Annotated in this window: 15 protein-coding genes and 1 riboswitch; of the genes, 12 read left to right on the forward strand and 3 right to left on the reverse strand. The window is 26.5% G+C overall.

Going from position 1 to position 18126, the window contains the following annotated elements:
- Positions 1 to 68: 68 nt before the first annotated feature.
- The 9 genes from purH (at position 69) to ribH (ending at position 11897) form a co-directional block, all read left to right on the forward strand.
- Entirely contained in the window at positions 69 to 1601 is a 1533-nt protein-coding gene (gene purH / locus GOQ29_RS10985) for a bifunctional phosphoribosylaminoimidazolecarboxamide formyltransferase/IMP cyclohydrolase (protein WP_203372704.1), read from the forward strand.
- A gap of 10 nt (positions 1602 to 1611) precedes the next feature.
- Positions 1612 to 2868, forward strand: a complete 1257-nt coding sequence (gene purD / locus GOQ29_RS10990; protein WP_203372705.1) for a phosphoribosylamine--glycine ligase — start codon at positions 1612 to 1614, stop codon at positions 2866 to 2868.
- Positions 2869 to 3219: 351 nt separating this feature from the next.
- The gene (locus GOQ29_RS15075; RefSeq protein WP_203372706.1) at positions 3220 to 4434 is read left to right on the forward strand and encodes a murein hydrolase activator EnvC family protein; all 1215 of its coding nucleotides are present in this window, start codon (positions 3220 to 3222) and stop codon (positions 4432 to 4434) included.
- A gap of 887 nt (positions 4435 to 5321) precedes the next feature.
- Positions 5322 to 6083, forward strand: coding sequence for an alpha/beta hydrolase family protein (locus GOQ29_RS11000; RefSeq protein ID WP_203372707.1), 762 nt, complete (start codon positions 5322 to 5324; stop codon positions 6081 to 6083).
- 204 nt (positions 6084 to 6287) lie between these two features.
- Complete coding sequence (locus tag GOQ29_RS11005) at positions 6288 to 7862, forward strand: MutS-related protein (RefSeq protein WP_203372708.1); 1575 nt, start codon at positions 6288 to 6290, stop codon at positions 7860 to 7862.
- Between the two features lie 304 nt (positions 7863 to 8166).
- Positions 8167 to 8288: riboswitch (FMN riboswitch) on the forward strand.
- 167 nt (positions 8289 to 8455) lie between these two features.
- Positions 8456 to 9559: a bifunctional diaminohydroxyphosphoribosylaminopyrimidine deaminase/5-amino-6-(5-phosphoribosylamino)uracil reductase RibD gene (gene ribD, locus GOQ29_RS11010; protein WP_203372709.1), complete on the forward strand. Its 1104-nt coding sequence runs from the start codon at positions 8456 to 8458 to the stop codon at positions 9557 to 9559.
- Complete coding sequence (ribE, locus tag GOQ29_RS11015) at positions 9560 to 10210, forward strand: riboflavin synthase (protein WP_203372710.1); 651 nt, start codon at positions 9560 to 9562, stop codon at positions 10208 to 10210. It abuts the gene before it with no gap.
- 13 nt (positions 10211 to 10223) lie between these two features.
- A complete protein-coding gene (locus tag GOQ29_RS11020) occupies positions 10224 to 11435 on the forward strand; it encodes a bifunctional 3,4-dihydroxy-2-butanone-4-phosphate synthase/GTP cyclohydrolase II (protein WP_203372711.1) in 1212 nt (403 codons plus the stop codon).
- The gene (ribH, locus tag GOQ29_RS11025) at positions 11436 to 11897 is read left to right on the forward strand and encodes a 6,7-dimethyl-8-ribityllumazine synthase (protein ID WP_203372712.1); all 462 of its coding nucleotides are present in this window, start codon (positions 11436 to 11438) and stop codon (positions 11895 to 11897) included.
- Between the two features lie 120 nt (positions 11898 to 12017).
- Here ribH and GOQ29_RS11030 read toward each other — a convergent pair whose 3' ends face one another.
- The gene (locus GOQ29_RS11030) at positions 12018 to 13625 is read right to left on the reverse strand and encodes a hypothetical protein (RefSeq protein WP_203372713.1); all 1608 of its coding nucleotides are present in this window, start codon (positions 13623 to 13625) and stop codon (positions 12018 to 12020) included.
- Positions 13618 to 14328, reverse strand: coding sequence for an ABC transporter ATP-binding protein (locus tag GOQ29_RS11035; protein ID WP_203372714.1), 711 nt, complete (start codon positions 14326 to 14328; stop codon positions 13618 to 13620). The genes GOQ29_RS11030 and GOQ29_RS11035 overlap by 8 nt, the downstream gene beginning before the upstream one ends.
- A 384-nt stretch (positions 14329 to 14712) precedes the next feature.
- Here GOQ29_RS11035 and GOQ29_RS11040 point away from each other — a divergent pair, with 384 nt between their 5' ends.
- A complete protein-coding gene (locus tag GOQ29_RS11040; protein WP_203372715.1) occupies positions 14713 to 15255 on the forward strand; it encodes a histidine phosphatase family protein in 543 nt (180 codons plus the stop codon).
- Between the two features lie 142 nt (positions 15256 to 15397).
- Here GOQ29_RS11040 and GOQ29_RS11045 read toward each other — a convergent pair whose 3' ends face one another.
- Positions 15398 to 16375: a helix-turn-helix domain-containing protein gene (locus GOQ29_RS11045; RefSeq protein ID WP_203372716.1), complete on the reverse strand. Its 978-nt coding sequence runs from the start codon at positions 16373 to 16375 to the stop codon at positions 15398 to 15400.
- Between the two features lie 447 nt (positions 16376 to 16822).
- On the opposite strand from GOQ29_RS11045, the gene GOQ29_RS11050 reads away from it, so the two are divergent.
- A complete protein-coding gene (locus tag GOQ29_RS11050; RefSeq protein ID WP_203372717.1) occupies positions 16823 to 17152 on the forward strand; it encodes a tRNA-binding protein in 330 nt (109 codons plus the stop codon).
- Positions 17153 to 17361: 209 nt separating this feature from the next.
- Positions 17362 to 17910 (forward strand): GNAT family N-acetyltransferase, encoded by a 549-nt coding sequence (locus GOQ29_RS11055; RefSeq protein ID WP_203372718.1) that lies wholly within the window; start codon positions 17362 to 17364, stop codon positions 17908 to 17910.
- Positions 17911 to 18126 lie beyond the last annotated feature (216 nt).

Consider the following 18126-nt stretch of genomic DNA (forward strand, 5'->3'; position numbering starts at 1 on the left):
ATATAATAAATAAATTAGATTGAACCTGTAGCTTGACTACATGTTCATTATACAAGGAGGATTTAGTGATGATAAAAAGAGCATTAATTAGTGTGTCTAATAAAGAAGGAATAGTGGAATTTTCAAGAAAACTTATTGAATTAGGAATAGAAATTATATCAACTGGTGGAACATATAAAGTATTAAAGGATAATGGATTAGAAGTTACACCTATAGAAGATATAACGAAATTTCCTGAATGTTTAGATGGAAGATTGAAAACCCTTCATCCAATGGTACATGGTGGAATATTAGCAGTTAGAAATAGTGACAATCATATGAAAGAATTAGATAAATTAAATATTAAATTAATAGATTTAGTTGTAGTTAATTTATATCCTTTCAAGGAAACTATTTCCAAAAAAAATGTTACATTTGAAGAAGCTATTGAAAATATTGATATAGGTGGTCCAACAATGTTACGTTCTGCTGCAAAAAATCATAAAGATGTAACTGTTGTAGTAAATCCAGTAGATTACAATATAGTTGTAGAACAAATAAAAGAAAATGGGAATACTACTTATGAATTAAGAAATGAATTAGCTAAGAAAGTTTTTGGTCATACTGCTAAATATGATGCTCTCATATGTAATTACTTATCTAAAAACTCACAGAATTATTTTCCAGATAATTTAATACTATCCTACGAAAAAGTTCAAGATCTTAGATATGGTGAAAATCCTCATCAAAAGGCAACGTTTTATAAAGAATTAAATGATGCTAGAGGTTCTTTAGTAAATGCTGAAAAACTTCATGGTAAGGAATTATCTTTTAATAATATAAATGATGCTAATGGAGCAATAGAAGCATTAAAGGAGTTTGATAAGCCAACAGTTATAGGAGTAAAACATACAAATCCATGTGGAGTAGGCGAAGGATATGATATTTATGATGCCTATTTAAAAGCCTATGAAGCTGATCCTAAATCGATATTTGGAGGAATTATTGTTGCTAATAGGACTATAGATGTTAGAGTAGCGAAAGAAATAAATAGGATTTTTATAGAAATTGTAATTGCACCAGATTATGAAGATGAAGCTTTAGAAATATTAAAAGAAAAGAAAAATATAAGAATATTAAAATTAGGAGATATCAAAGAGAAAAATGATCAACTAGATATTAAGAAGGTTAATGGAGGCATATTGGTTCAAGAAAAAGATGATATACTTATAGATAGAGGTTTAGAAACTGTAACTGAAAGAATACCTACAGATAAAGAAATGAAAGATTTAATATTTGCATGGAAAGTATGCAAACACATAAAATCTAATGGAATAGTTTTAGCAAAAGATAGTCAAACATTGGGAATTGGACCAGGTCAAGTTAGTAGAATTTGGGCACTAGAAAATTCAATAAGATATTCAAATGAACCAACGAAAGGTTCTGTTATGGCATCAGATGCATATTTCCCATTTTCAGATTCAGTAGAAGCAGCAGCAAAGGCTGGTATAACAGCAATAATACAACCTGGTGGCTCAATAAGAGATGAAGAATCTATAAATGAAGCTAATAAACATGGAATAGCTATGGTATTCACAGGAATGAGACATTTTAAACATTAGGAGGGTGAATATGGATATATTAGTCATTGGTAGTGGAGGAAGAGAGCATGCTCTTATATGGAAATTGAATCAAAGTAATAAAATAGAAAATATATATTCAATACCGGGGAACGGAGGAATTACTAATTTAGCTGAGACAGTAAATATTAGTCTAGATAATCATGAAAAAATAATAAAATTTGTGAAGGAAAATAATATAGAATTAACAATTGTAGGACCAGAACTGCCTTTAGTAAAAGGGATAGTGGATAAATTTCAAAAAGAAAATTTAAAAATATTTGGTCCTAAAAAGGAAGGTGCTATATTAGAAGGAAGTAAATTATATTCTAAAAATTTTATGGAGAAATATAATATTCCTACTGCTAAACATATTGAAATCAAAGAATATAATATTGGTTTAAATTATATTGAAGAGTTGAATCTTGAAGATTATCCTATAGTATTAAAAGCTGATGGATTAGCAGCAGGAAAAGGAGTAATTATTGCAAGGGATAAAAATGAAGCTATTGAAGGATTAGATCGTTTAATGAAGAGCAAAGATTTTGGTTCCTCTGGAGAAAAAATTATAATTGAAGAATATTTAGATGGAATTGAAGCATCTTTGATATGTTTATGTGATGGTAAAACTATAGTCCCACTAGAGAGTGTAAAGGATTATAAGAAGGCATTCAATAATGATTTAGGATTAAATACTGGAGGTATGGGTACTTATTCACCAAATAAGTATTATACAGAGGAAATAGATGATAAAGTTAGACAAAAAATTTTAGATAATATTATAAAAGGTTTTGAAAAGGAAGGCATAGAATATAAGGGAGTATTATTCATTGGACTTATGTTAGAAGAAGGAGAGCCAAAAGTTTTAGAATTTAATGCTAGATTTGGAGATCCAGAAACTCAAGCTTTAATGATAAGACTTGAAACTGATTTGCTAGAGCTAATAGAGTCAGTATTAGAAGGAACATTAGATAAGCAAGAAATAAAATGGTCTGATAAACCTTCTGTTTGTGTGATTTTGGCATCAGAAGGATATCCTTTAGGATATGAAAAAGGAAAGAAAATTAATGGTTTAGAATGTATAGAGAATTCAACAGTATTCCATAGTGGAACAAAAATAACCAATAATAAATTTTATACTAATGGTGGTAGGGTATTAGGAGTTGTTGGATTAGGAGATACATTAGAAAAAGCTATTGAAACCGTATATGAAGACGTACGTATTATAGATTTTGAAGGAAAACAATATAGGACAGATATAGGAATGTAAAACATGATATCTCAAGGTATACCTTGAGATATCATGTTTTATTTTTGTAATACGCATGTAATAGTATAGGTCTTATGCACTAAATTAATCTGTAATCAATAATGGTAAGAAGATTAATAGGTATAAATGGTTATTTTTCAATATAATATTAGCAAAATCACTAGATGACATAATATAATAATATTTGATAATTTTTTTATTTAATATTATAATAGATATATGACAAAATTTAATTGCATATTTATTACATATTAGTTAACGAATATATTTTGAAGATGGTCAATGTAATAAAAATGAAATTTTATTGTAAATGAATAAATTATATTGATTTTGAATAAGGGGGCTTTAAAGGTGAAATTTAAAAGAATAGTCGCATCATTTACTTTAGTCTTATTTCTAAGTGTACCATCGACATATACATATGGAGATGTAGAAAATAAAAAGGAGAATTTAAAAGAGACTAATCAGAAAGCAGATGAAGTTCAAGAAAAGATTGATAATACTAAAGAGGAGAAGAACAATGTAGAAACTGAAATAAATGAATTGGATTCTAAAATTAATAAAACCAATAAAGAATTAGGTAGTATAGAGAATGAAATGTCTAATATAAAATCAGATATAGCAAAGACAAAAGAAGAAGTAAAAAAATCTCAGAAAAATATAAGTGAGAAGAGTGATTTAGTAAATAAAAGATTAAGATCTATGTATAAAAATGGTAATGACATAAGCTATTTACAGATTATTTTATCATCTGAAAGTCTGGGAGATTTAATACAAACTTTTGATGTAATAAAAAAAGTAACAGATAAAGATCATGAACTGTTAGAAGAGATGGAGAAAGAAAAAAAGGTTTTAGAAGCAAAAGAAGATAAATTGACATCACAAGAAAAACAGTTAAAATTAACAACAGTTAAATTAAATGATAAAAAAGAAGAATTACAATTAGCATCTAGAGAAAAAAATGAACTTGCTAGTGAACTAGATCAGACTCTTCAAAGAAGTGAAAAAGAATATAAACAATTGATGGCAGAATCAGATAAGATAGCTAATGATATAAAGAAGCTTGAAGTTGAAGCTCGAAGAAAATTAGAAGAAGCTAGAAAAAAGGCTGAAGAACAAGCAAAACAAAGTAGCTCACAAAGTTCTGGTTCAGGTACAGAAGCTCCTGTAGTAGTAAGAAGTTCTGGACATATATGGCCAGTAAGTGGAAGGATAACTTCTCCATTCGGAATGAGAAAGCATCCGGTACATGGTGATTATAGGATGCATACAGGTATAGATATAGGTGCTCCTAATGGAAGAACTGTAGTTGCTGCAAAAGATGGTATAGTTATAGAATCTAGATGGAAAGGTAGTTATGGGCAAACAGTCATGATAACTCATGATGATGGTACAACAACTCTTTATGCTCATAACTCAGCTCTATTGGTGAGTCAGGGACAATTTGTAAAACAGGGACAAGCAATATCAAGAGTAGGAAGTACAGGTACATCAACAGGTAATCATGTTCATTTTGAAGTGAGAGTCAATGGAAAACCTCAAAATCCATTAAATTATTTAAGATAAGCAAACAGAAACTTAAAGACAAGCATTTGATGCTTGTCTTTTTAATATTATGAAGAATGGGAAAGAAAAGTTTCTAATATATTTATAACTGTTAAGTAATAGATAAAATTAATAGAATATTTTAAATTCCAAAATTATTTTTTCACAAAATCATCACAAAGAATATATATAATGAGTACGTGTTAAAGATACAACATAATTTTTTTCAAGTCCCCCCCTTTTTTACCCCTATTCCCCCTATGGATATCCATAGGGGTTTTGTTTTATTATACAATTATATAGTAATTTTATGACAAGCTTTATAATATATATTTTATAACTGATAATATAAGGAGATGTATATTGTGAAGATTAATTATAAAAAGTATTTATTAATATCATCATGTTTTATAGTATATTTTGTAATACGTTATAAAATTTCTTATTACTTAATAAGCCTTATGAAAATAGGAGAATTCACGAATATGCTTTGTTATCCATTTTCCTATTATATATATCATCTTTTTTTTAATAGTTTGTTTGGAGTACTCATAGGAATTACTTATATATTAGATGAAAGGAAAAAAGTGGGACAATGGAATATAGATAAAAATAAGGTAATTTTTTTATTAATACCATTATTGATATTGTCTTTAGGTGAATTTATATATTATCATAATATTAATATATTTCTAATTAGAATTATAATAGAATATTTCAATATAAGTTTAACTTTAATTCAAATACTATTTGGACATGTGTTAATTAAAAGTTTTTATATCAAAGAAATTACTGATTAAATAAGCTTATTATTTTATAAAAAAGAAGGGATAAAAATTATTATATAGAACTATATAATATAGTCAATCAAAATTAGATTATAACAACTAGAAAGGAAGATTTCTTGTATGAATAAGGAAAAAATATTAAATATATCAAAGGTGGAGTTAAGCAATATAACTTGTTTACATGTGGAACCTAATTTTATAGAGGGAGAATTACCGACTGTTATTTATTACCATGGTTGGGGGTCAAATAAAGATAATCAAGTATTTTTAGCTAAAACTATTGCAAAAGAAGGCTATAGAGTTATATTACCTGATGCTCCAAAACACGGAGAAAGAGGTAAGCTAGATTTTGATAAATTTGATACTATGAAAAATAATTTTTTAAAGATCGTTATAGAGGCAGTTGAAGAATCAAAAGATTTGATATGTGATATAATAAGTAAATTAAATATAGATTCAGAAAAGATTGCTATTATGGGACATTCTATGGGGGGATTCATATCTAGCGGTGTTTTTGCTATGAATAAAAACATAAAATGTTTGATAAATCTTAATGGCTCAGCTGCTTGGGAATACTCAGCAAAATTATTTGAGGGTTATTATAAAAAACTTTTTGCTACTGAAGACGAAATAGATAATATAAAAAAACTAGATCCAGTAAGACATAAAGAAGGATTATATCCAAGACCTATTTTATTAGTCCATGGAAATAAAGATAGTCAAGTTCCTATAGATATTCAAAAATATTTTATGAATGAAATAAAACCAGTGTATAAGGACAAGCCTGAAAGATTACATATGATTGAATATCCAGAATTAAATCATTATAAAACAATAGGTATGATAGAAGAATCTATAAAATGGCTTGATAAATATTTATAAAAAATGATTTTGTTATGTAAGGATAAGTATTAATAATATAATTATAATCACTTCTATTATAGAATTTATTTTAATTATATTGTTTATAATAAATTTCTTTAAGAATTAGGAAGGAAGATATTTATTATAAAGGGGATGAAATGTTTTTAATACGTTCACTAGGAGTATATTTTATAATATAAAAAAACAGAAAGTAGGTACTAAATGATACAAAGAATTAAAAATATTTTTATTAAAAAACAAAAGATAGTATATAATGTTAATAGAAAAAGAAATTTTAAGTTGATAAAATCTTTTTTTGATAAATTTAAAGAAAAAGATAAATATATAAATGATAGTACGTGGAATGACTTAAATATGGATGATGTATACTGTAAAGTTGATAGAACTTTAACGACTCCAGGAGAACAGAAATTATATGAAATAATGAGGATTCCATTAATTAATAAAGAAGAATTGAAAGATAGAGAGAATATTATATCTTATTTTGATGATAACAAAGAATTTAGAGATAGAGTTCATGAAGAATTATATAAAATTAGTAGGGTTAACGATAATGTTATTTATGTATTAAAGGATAGACTTGAAGATAATTTAAAATTAAAAATACTATATAATTTTTTTGCAGTATTTTCAGTTATAAGTATAATATCAATATTTATTGTGCCTGGTATTAGACATTTAACAATACCAATATTTGCTTTTATAAGTATTACCAATATGCTTTTACATTATGGTGCCAATAAAAATATTGGAGAGAAAATAGAGGTAATTGAATATACAGGTAATATGATAAATGTAAGTAGGAATCTGATAAAAATTACAGAGAATAATCTACATAATTATAATGTATTATTTGAAAAAGCATATGATAAATTGAAAAGTATAGGTAAAAAATCAGGTATTATTTCAAGAGTAGAAGGTTTAGATGTCTTTGCAGACTATATAAATACTTTATTTTTAGTTAGAGAAAGAAATTATTTTTCTATTGTAGATAATGTCAAGAAATATAGTGAAAAGATTATAGAATTGTATAATCTAATAGGCGAGATTGATGCCTATATTGCTATATCTGTATATAGAGAAACTCTTGATATTTATACTATACCGGAATTTTATAATAAAAAGAAAGTATTAGAAGTAGAAGAGATTATACATCCATTACTTGAAAATCCAGTATCTAATTCTATATCTTTTGAAAACGGTGGAATGGTATTAACTGGTTCGAATATGAGTGGTAAATCTACATTCTTAAGAACAATAGGAGTCAATGCCATATTAGCTCAAACTATAAATACAGTTTTGGCTAAAAGATATAAAACTAGCTTTTATAATGTAGTAAGTTCTATCAGTTTAAAAGATAATATAGGAGAGGGGAAAAGCTTTTATTTTGCTGAAGCAGAAGCAATTTTAAGAATGATAAATTCAAGTAGTAAAGATATAACTACTTTAGCCCTTATAGATGAAATATTTAAGGGAACAAATCCAGTTGAAAGAATAAATGCAGCAGCTGAAATACTAAATTTTCTTCAAGAAAATAATGCATTTACTATTGTAGCTACCCATGATTTGAATTTAATACCTCTTATAAATAATTATGTTAGGTATTATTTTATGGAGAATATGACAGATGAGGGAATGATATTTGATTATAAATTAAGAAAAGGAATATCTCCTACTAGAAATGCAGTTAAAATACTGAGATATATTAATTATCCAGAAGAATTATTAGAAAGAATAGATAAGAGATTGATAAGTGTAGAAAATAAAACTATCTAAAATGTAACACTTCTTCTTTAGATACATATATTATAATAGGTTAGACATATATGAACATACAATATAACTTAAAGGAGGAGTTTTAATGTCTGGACATAGAGGTTCACTTGGATGTTTTGGAGAAAATAGTGAGTTACTATTCTTCTTTTTATTATTAGTAGTATTATTTACTAATGGTTATGGAAGATATTAAGAATAATTTTATAAATATATTAAAGAAGCCCTAGGGCTTCTTTAATATATTTATAATTTATTTTATTGACATATTTATTATAAAGTGATATATTTTAGACATACAATTGAATATAATCTTCAGGGCAGGGTGAAATTCCCGACCGGCGGTAAAGTCCGCGACCCATATAAAAATATGGCTGACTTGGTGAAACTCCAAGACCGACAGTAAAGTCTGGATGGAAGAAGATAAGTAAATATATATGTATTTTAAAGTATTTATTTATATTGTGATTATTAAACTCTGAAGGTTAACTTTCAGAGTTTTTATTTTTTGAATTTTACAACCTATAATAAACAAAAGATTACAAAGGATATAATAAATATAGAAATTTATTATATAAGGTTTAAGAGGTGATGATATGAAGACAAAGTATATGAAAAGAGCTATAGAACTTGCAAAAAAAGGTAGGGGATATACAAACCCTAATCCTTTAGTAGGTGCTGTTATAGTAAAAAATGATGAGATAATAGGTGAAGGATATCATGAGTTTTATGGAGGTCCTCATGCTGAAGTTAATGCATTTAGAAATGCCATAAAAGATGTGGGAGGAGCTACAATGTATGTCACTTTGGAACCATGTTCTCATTTTGGAAAAACACCACCCTGTGCAAATAATATTGTAAACAAAGGTATTTCTAAAGTACTGATTGGAATGAGGGATCCTAATCCATTAGTGGCAGGGAAAGGAATAGAAATATTAAAGAATGAAGGCATAGATGTAGAAGTAGGAATTTTAGAAGAAGAAGTCAAAAAGTTAAATGAAATATTTGTTAAATACATAACAAAAAAAAGACCATTCTGTATTCTAAAGACGGCTATGACATTAGATGGGAAAATTGCAACTGTTACAGGAGATTCAAAATGGATTACTAATGAAGAATCAAGGAAATATGTGCATAATATAAGACATCATGTTTCAGCTATTATGGTTGGTATTGGCACTGTATTAGTTGATAATCCTAGATTAACTACAAGGATTGATGAGAAAAATGGTTTGGATCCGATTAGAATCATTGTTGATACTAAAGGGAAGATACCATTAAATTTTAAAGTACTAAATATAGAGTCAGATGCTAAAACAATAATAGCAACAACTAAATATATGGATGAACAAAAGATTAAGGCAATTCAAGAAAAAGGAGGAGATGTTATTATAACTCCTTTGAAAAATGATAGGGTAGATATAGAAGATTTAATGGATCAACTATATAAGATGAAAATAGATAGTGTATTATTAGAAGGAGGATCTACTCTGAATTATAGTGCTTTAGAGGAAGGCATTGTAGATAAAGTTGTGTCATTTATATCCCCTAAGATAATAGGAGGGCAACATGCAAAAACACCAGTAGGGGGAAAAGGTAAGGAAAAAATAAGAGATGCATTTAATCTTGAGAATGTTTCATTGTTTAGATTTCATGAAGATATAATGATTGAAGGATATCTAAGAAAGGAAGATGAGTAGATGTTTACAGGATTAATTGAAGAAGTTGGAGTAATTGATAGAATTTCTAATGGAATTAAGTCAGCACAAATTACTATTAAGGCAACAAATATCTTAGAAGGAGTGAAACTGGGAGATAGTATAAGTACTAATGGAGTATGTTTAACGGTTATAAATCTTAACAAAGATAGTTTTACTGTGGATGTTATGCCTGAGACGATGAGACGTAGCAATTTATCTAATTTAAAATCTGGAAGTAAAGTTAATCTTGAAAGGGCAATGAAGCTTGGAGATAGATTTGGAGGACATATTGTATCAGGACATATAGATGGAGTAGGAATTATTAAATTTATAGAAGAAGAAGATAATGCCACTTGGGTTTCTATAGAGTCATCTTTGGATATTTTAAAGTACATCATCAATAAAGGATCGATAGCTATTGATGGAACTAGTTTAACGGTTGCAAATGTAAAGGATAAAATATTTAAAGTATCGATTATCCCTTTAACCAAGGAAGAAACTACGCTTTTGACTAAAAAGATTGGAGATAAGGTTAATTTAGAATGTGATATGGTTGGAAAATATATCGAAAGATTTATGACTTTTGAAAATGAGAGCGAAACTAAAAAATCAATTGGCCTAAATTTTTTAAAAGAAAATGGATTTGCATAAAGGAGGTAATGAAATGTATAAATTTAATACAGTAGAAGAAGCAATAGAAGATATAAAATCTGGAAAAATGGTTGTAGTAGTAGATGATGAAGACAGAGAAAATGAAGGAGATTTATTAATGGCTGCTGAAATGGCCGATCAAGAATCTATAAATTTTATGGTTAAATATGGGAGAGGACTTATATGTGTACCTATGGTCAAGGAAAGACTCAATGAATTAGATGTATATCCTATGGTATCAGTAAATACTGATCCTAAAGAAACTGCATTTACTGTATCAGTAGATTCTATAGAAGCTACAACTGGAATTTCAGCAGGAGAAAGAGCTATGACTGTTCAAAAATTGATAGATTCTGAAACAACATCAGATGATCTTACTAAGCCAGGACATATATTTCCCTTAGTTGCAAAGGAAGGTGGTGTTCTAAAGAGAGCAGGTCATACTGAGGCTGCAGTGGATTTAGCTAAATTATCTGGATTATATCCTGCTGGAGTCATATGTGAAATTATGAATGATGATGGAACAATGGCTAGAGTGCCTCAGCTTATGAAGTATGTTAAAGAACATAATTTAAAAATAATTACAATAGCAGATTTAATATCTTATAGAAGAAGAAAAGAATCTTTAATTGAAAAGGCATCTGAAGCATTTATGCCAACTAAGTATGGAGAATTTAAGATAATAGGCTATATTAATAAACTTAATGGTGAGCATCATGTAGCCCTTGTTAGAGGAGATGTTTCTAATGGAGAACCAGTATTAGTGAGGGTTCATTCAGAGTGCTTAACAGGAGATGCTTTTGGATCTCTTAGATGTGACTGTGGAGAACAATTTGCTTCAGCTATGAAGGAAATTGAAAAGGAAGAAAGAGGGATATTGCTTTATATGCGTCAAGAAGGTAGAGGTATAGGGTTGATAAATAAGATAAAAGCTTATGCATTACAAGATAAAGGAATGGATACAGTAGAAGCAAATATAGCATTAGGATTTCCAGAGGATATGAGAGATTATGGTATAGGTGCTCAGATATTATCAGATTTAGGAGCTAAAAAAGTAAAGCTAATGACTAATAATCCTAAAAAACTATCTGGAATTACTGGATATGGAATAGAAATAGTTGAAAGAATACCAATACAGATGAATCATAATGGAAGAAATGAATATTATTTAAAAACAAAGAAAGAAAAAATGGGACATATGTTAAATTTTGAGGAGGAAAAATAAATGAAAACTTATGAAGGAAAATTAATTGCTAAAGATTTAAAATTTGCAATAGTCGTTGGAAGATTTAATGAATTTATAGGAAGTAAATTATTATCAGGCGCTATAGATATTTTTAAACGTCATGGAGCAGAAGAAAAAAATATAGAAATCATTTGGGTACCAGGTGCATTTGAGATACCTTTAGTTGCTAAGAAGTTGGCAAAATCAAGAAAATATGATGGAGTTATATGTTTAGGTGCTGTTATCAGAGGGGCTACACCACATTTTGATTATGTATCAAATGAAGTGGCAAAAGGCATTGCTAGTGTATCTTTAGAAACAGAATTACCAGTTATATTTGGAGTTCTCACAACAGATACTATAGAGCAGGCAATAGAAAGGGCTGGAACAAAAGCAGGTAATAAAGGATCTGAAGCAGCCATGACAGCTATAGAAATGGCGAATTTATTACGAGAATTCTAGTTAATATAATTATATTGAAACAAACTCATTATATTAATATAATGAGTTTGTTTCAAAACTATTTCTTTATAAAAATACCAGAAGTAAATGAGTATATAAATACCTTGATATATTAGATTATTATTTTAATCTAAAGGTTTTAGGTGATTTTTTATATACTAGTATAATAGCTATAAGCATATATACTATAACAATAAATATTGTTATAGGTAAAAATATTGATGCTGGAGAATTAATTTGTAGTGATAAATAGGATATAAAGTAAACAAAACCATTTATAAAACTAAAAAAGGGATTTTGAATTCGTAAATCTGTGGTATATGGTTGAAATAGGTAATACATAAAAATATAATGAACAGAAAAAAATAAACTTAAAACTATAATAAAGAATAAAACAGGAATAATTTCTATAATTCTTGAAGGATTATAAATTAATACAGTAATTAATAACCCTATGCATAATATAAAAATAGGAATTATATTGCTATAAACTATCCTTGTAAGTCTTAAGAAAAACATTTTTAATAAAGAGTCACCTTGTTTATAAAATCCATATCTAAGTAATGACATATCACAATTATAAAACATTGATTTAACTATTTTATTAGAATTAGATAATATATATATAATAAAAATAAAAAATGTATATCTATTTATAGTGAAATCGATAAGGTTTTTTCCTAGTTTATTTGTAAAAAAACTTTGAATTATAAATATAACTATAAATGATAATATTATTATAAAAGATTTTATTCTCATAGGTCTGTATATTACTCTTTTATGTCTATTAAAGAAAATAGCATTTAGATATGCATATCCTTCTTTGTTTGAGAAATCATTAGAAATTAAATCATTAGTAGTATAATCTTTTTCGTTTATTTTTACATCTCCAAATTGAGCGTCTTTATAAATATTATTTATAGTTTGAAAATCTTCTATAGTATTTTTTTCATTTATTATATCCCAATAATTATCATATTTATATATGTATAAGACTCCCATGATACCAAGAATTAAAAATGCAAAGCATGTCCATAAGCTGGTTAAGGTACTAAGTAATATAGAATAATATTTAATAGGAGTATTAAATGCTATTATATAACTTAGTATAGTAATTACAAGAAATATTATAAGTTGAAGCATATTTTTGTCATTTATATTAAATTCAAATTTTTTGAATAAAAATAGATGTAGAGATTCAATAAATAATTCAAAAGATATTATCATTATAGTAAGTTTTATACCAAAAGTATAATTCAGATCAAAATATGTAAAGAATATAGAAAAAATAAGAGTTTTACTTATAAAACTTAGACTTTTTTCTAATATTATTTTAGCAAACAAATAATCCTTAGGATGCATTCTCATTTGTTTGACTAGTATAAATTTTTCTTTATCTGTTGATAAAATTTCAGAAGAAATAATTTTTATAATGAAATGAAAGGAGAATACTAAAATTAATATACCCATTATTCTCATGTTTTTTTCAAGCATAAAATAAGTTGGTAAAAAAATAGTTAATAAAAATATGAGCGCTGTTTTTATAGGAGTAGAGATTAGTTTATATAATATGGACAAAACTCCTAAAAAACGCTTTAGTGTCAAAAAAGTATAATTAATATTATTTAAAGTCTTTTTAATTAAAGGAACTTTTTTAAAGAAATATATTAGACTATTTATTTTCATAGATATTTGAATACTCATAATTAAATAAATTGTTTTAAGCATAATCTTCTTTCTCCTTAAGCATATCTATTACTTGATCTTCAAAGTCTGGATATTTTAATAATTCCTTTTCCATAAGAGTTAATTTTCCATCATTTAAAATTGCTATTTCATCACATAAATCTTTAGCTAATTGTAATATATGAGTGGAAAAAATGATTATATGATCTTTTCTTATTTTTCTAAGTAATCTTTTGATTTCTAATGCAACAACTACATCAAGAGATGTTAAAGGCTCATCAAGAAGAATTATAGGTGGTCTTGTAATTACAAACATAAGCATTTGTATTTTATTTTTCATTCCATGAGAATATGATCGGATTAATTTATGGCTGTCTTCTTTGTTGATTTTAATAACTTCAAAGTAATCATCAATAGAAAGAGAGTTATTTAATTTATCTTTATTAATATCAATAAAAAACTTTATAAATTCATATCCTGTTAAAAATTCTGGTAATATAGGATTAGAATATACATAAGATAAATCAGTAGATGTTAATTCTTCTCTATTTCCATCAATAGTGATATAAGCATTTCCATCATCGGATTTCAATTCCTCAGCTAAAATATTAAAAAGTGTAGTTTTACCAGCCCCATTTCTTCCAAGTAATGCATAGATATTTCCCTTTGTGAATTTAAAGTTAATATTTTTCAATACTCTTTTATTTTCAAAAGATTTAGTTATATTATTTAAAATTAATTCCATACTGCCTGCCTCCTAAAATTATTCATATAAGCATTATAATAAAAAGATAATCATTTATCAATATTTAATTGAAAAAAGGAGATTTTTGCGAATTATAGAAAAAAGCAATACATATATACAATATATATGAATGATGAGTTTTTAGGAGTTGTTAGTACAGACGTAGATGTAAAAAAATAGAGATATTGTCTAAGAAATTAAAAGGAGCAAATGATAAGCTTAAATTTTTAGAAAATCAAATTAAAAAGATTTCCAACTATGAGTTTGGAGGTATGATAGGGAAAGGATAAATATAAAAATTAATTAGTATTTATTGAGAATATATTATAACAGTTTTAAAAAATTATCATAAATTATTATTAATATCGGAAAGGAGAAATAAGATTGAATGAAAATTTATTGAATTTACTTAGAAGAGGTGGATATATATTATATGCTAGACATGGAGAAGCGACAATAGGAGTAGATCAACCTAATTTGAATTTTTGGGACTGTTCAACTCAAAGAAATCTTTCAGAATTTGGTAGAAAACAATCAATTTATTATGGAGAAATGCTTTGTTATTTGGAAATTCCTATTGGTTATCCAATTATAGCTAGTCCTTTTTGTAGAACTATAGAAACTGCACAATTGGCATTTGGAAGGGAAAACATTGAAATTGACCCATTTTGGGTTGAAGTTTATAGTTTAAGTGGAAATATATCTGATGTAGAGAGGAATAGAATATTAGAACTTTTTCAATTAAAATTAGAAATCAAACCATGTAAGGGAACAAATAATATTATTATTGATCATAGTTTTCCACAAGGAATTGGTCTAGGTCAAATTTCAAATATGGGAACAGTTATTGTTAAACCTAAAGGGGAGGGAAGGGGTTATGAAATTATTAGTAAATTAAAATTAGAAGATTTAGCTAATTTAGAGTAATTCATAGTTTATATTTTTTAATAATATATTTAAAACTATTTTTTATTTAAATTATATCTAAATATTTTTGGTGTTAGTATAGAATTAAATCAAGAATATATCAACAATATTGTTGATATATCCTTGATTTTTACTCGGAGTATTAAAAAGAACTTGCTAAAATAATCATTCCAATTAATAGTACAATACATAAAATAGTCGCTATATAGGAAAATTTACTAGGTTTATATTTTAAGTTTTTATCTATAAGTTTCTTCATTCTATATTGTTCATAGAATAAGCCAATAAGTATAAGAATTATATTTGGGAAAAGAAAGACTAGCATAATGAGAGATTCGTATGTGTTGTTTTCTATATTATAATACTCTACAGTAAAAATCATTGTTCCTATACAAAGGAATAATAATAAAGTGAATATTCCTGTTATTATAGCAGAAATCATGGATTTCATTCTATCTTTTCTATTGATAAATAGTTTATCATGATTTCTAATATTGATAAATATTATAGAGATTATAAATTCAATAATGTATGAAATTAATAATATTGGTGGTAGTATTTTAGGAACATTCATATATTCTATTACTGAAAAAATCATTATAAAAATTAGTGTTAAAAGCATTACATGGTTCTCTATAGACATAAGAGTTTTTTTGAAAACTGGCATATTGTATTCTGCTTTACTATCATAGCCTGCAATAATTGAGAAATCATCATTTTTTATTGCATTGCCAAGAGAGAAATATATGGTAGTTTCAATAATAAGCATGATGATAATCATAAACATATTAGCCTTAATTTCAAAAATATTAAATAGGTCTATTATAATATTTGAAACTACTAATATAATTGAAGCTATATACATTAATCTTGTCATTTTTCTATCATATTGTTTCTCAATTATTTCTGATTTTTCTGACATGATTTCATCAATGGTTAGAGCAAACATTTTTGATATTTTATTAATTGTATCAATGTCTGGTATTGTATGACTTCTTTCCCAATTTGATATAGCTTGTCTTGTAACATTAAGTTTATTCGCCAATTCTTCTTGAGTTATATTATTTTGTTCTCTCAAGACTTTTATTTTTTTTCCGAAGTTATCTTTATTTTCATTCATAGATACGCCTCCTAATATATTTGTGACATAATATAAATTTATGTATTCAATTAGAATAATAGCATTATACTTGATTGCATGCTAGCAATTATCTGTTGCTTTCTAGCAACTATTATTTTCTTTTTTAAAAATTACTTATTTATTTAGTTTTCTACAATAAAGCATTTGATTCCTCTTAAGGCAATTAAAAGCTTTTCAACATTATGTATCAACTGAAAGAATGGCTCCTTGTGATTAGCAAACAGGGCATAAAACGATAGAACAATCTATACAAACATCAGGTAGCATATTAAATTCTCCATATTATTACCGTAATAATTTTTAAATTAGGACAAGATATAAGGATAATAAAATGATATAATTAATAATAAATAATTAGGATGTAATATTAATCGTAAGGTACTACTATACTTTTCTGATATTGATTTTAAAATAGGAGGGATAAAGGTGGCAAAATTTAATGATTTTATGAAGTTAGATATTAGAGTTGGAGAAATAAAGGAGGTAGAATTTTTTGAGGAAGCTAATAAGCCTGCATATAAGTTATGGTTAGATTTTGGTGATGATATAGGGATTAAAAAGTCTAGTGCACAAATTACAGATTGTTATAGTCAAGAAGAATTAATAGGGAAACAGATTTTAGGAGTGGTAAATTTTCCTCCAAAGCAGATTGCTAATTTTATTTCTGAAGTGTTAGTTTTAGGTGTTTATTCTGACAAAGGAGTAGTATTAATTGAACCAAGCTATATTGTGAATAATGGTGATAAACTGGGATAAAAATTTAAATTTAGTGCAATAGGAGTAATTTTTAATAAAGAGAGAAAGTAAAGAAACAGAAGAAAAGATGGGAAAGTTGTAATTGGATTAGGGATTTTATTTAAAATACATATGTTAAAGATGAAATTGAAGAGATAAAAGCATAGTAGGTTAATTTTCTTACAGTTAAATTTAGAAGGAAGAAGTTTAAACAGAAGGGGGAAAGATAAGTGGCGACGATTATTTCAAAATATTATAAAATAAATGAAAAGAAAGTGGAAATCAGAAATGCCATAATTTCTGATGCTTATCAAATGGTAGAATTAGTGAGAAAATTAGCAAGTGAAACTAAGTTTATGATGAGAGAACCCGATGAAGTGAATACAGAGATTGAAGATCAAGAAAAAAGGATAGAAACTTTATTAAAAAGTGATAAAGGATTATTACTAGTTTCGGTTGTAGATGATCAAATAGTGGGATTTCTTGTCATATCAACAAGAGATTTAAGACGAGTTAAGCATAGTGGAAATTTGGTAATTGGAGTTGAGAAAAAATATTGGGGGACAGGAATAGCTAAGTACCTTATGGAAGAAATGTTAAATTGGTCGAAATCAATTGGTTTAAGAAGATTAGAACTTGATGTTGTAGAAGAAAATACTAGAGGTATAGAATTATATAAAAAATATGGATTCAAAGTAGAGGGAAAGAAAATAGAAGATCATTATGTTGGAAATGGACAGTATTTAAACACGATAATGATGGGTAACATTATTAATTAAAAGTATTTGAAAGATTATATAGCTAATCATACAATAAGCAATTCTTAACATATTTATAAAAAGAATGTAAGGTACCATAGTTATAAGAGTTTTTGTTAGAGAAGAAGGAATTACTGTAGCTATCTATTATGTATTTATAAGAATTTAATTTTTAATTATTATATATAATAATCTAAAATAAAATGAATATCTTTCGCATATATTGTATATACGGGA

Origin of the sequence: Anaeromonas gelatinilytica, from assembly GCF_016820635.1 — a bacterium.
In the GTDB taxonomy this organism is placed as follows: Bacteria; Bacillota; Clostridia; order Tissierellales; family SIT17; genus Anaeromonas; species Anaeromonas gelatinilytica.

Bases quoted from the DNA above. Each gene is read 5' to 3' on its own strand.
- GOQ29_RS11005 (WP_203372708.1), top strand. From the start codon at position 6,288: ATGATACAAAGAATTAAAAATATTTTTATTAAAAAACAAAAGATAGTA.
- GOQ29_RS11045 (WP_203372716.1), bottom strand. From the start codon at position 16,375: ATGAATGAAAATAAAGATAACTTCGGAAAAAAAATAAAAGTCTTGAGA.
- GOQ29_RS11035 (WP_203372714.1), bottom strand. From the start codon at position 14,328: ATGGAATTAATTTTAAATAATATAACTAAATCTTTTGAAAATAAAAGA.
- GOQ29_RS11020 (WP_203372711.1), top strand. From the start codon at position 10,224: ATGTATAAATTTAATACAGTAGAAGAAGCAATAGAAGATATAAAATCT.
- ribH (WP_203372712.1), top strand. From the start codon at position 11,436: ATGAAAACTTATGAAGGAAAATTAATTGCTAAAGATTTAAAATTTGCA.
- purD (WP_203372705.1), top strand. From the start codon at position 1,612: ATGGATATATTAGTCATTGGTAGTGGAGGAAGAGAGCATGCTCTTATA.
- ribD (WP_203372709.1), top strand. From the start codon at position 8,456: ATGAAGACAAAGTATATGAAAAGAGCTATAGAACTTGCAAAAAAAGGT.
- purH (WP_203372704.1), top strand. From the start codon at position 69: ATGATAAAAAGAGCATTAATTAGTGTGTCTAATAAAGAAGGAATAGTG.
- GOQ29_RS11000 (WP_203372707.1), top strand. From the start codon at position 5,322: ATGAATAAGGAAAAAATATTAAATATATCAAAGGTGGAGTTAAGCAAT.
- ribE (WP_203372710.1), top strand. From the start codon at position 9,560: ATGTTTACAGGATTAATTGAAGAAGTTGGAGTAATTGATAGAATTTCT.
- GOQ29_RS11030 (WP_203372713.1), bottom strand. From the start codon at position 13,625: ATGCTTAAAACAATTTATTTAATTATGAGTATTCAAATATCTATGAAA.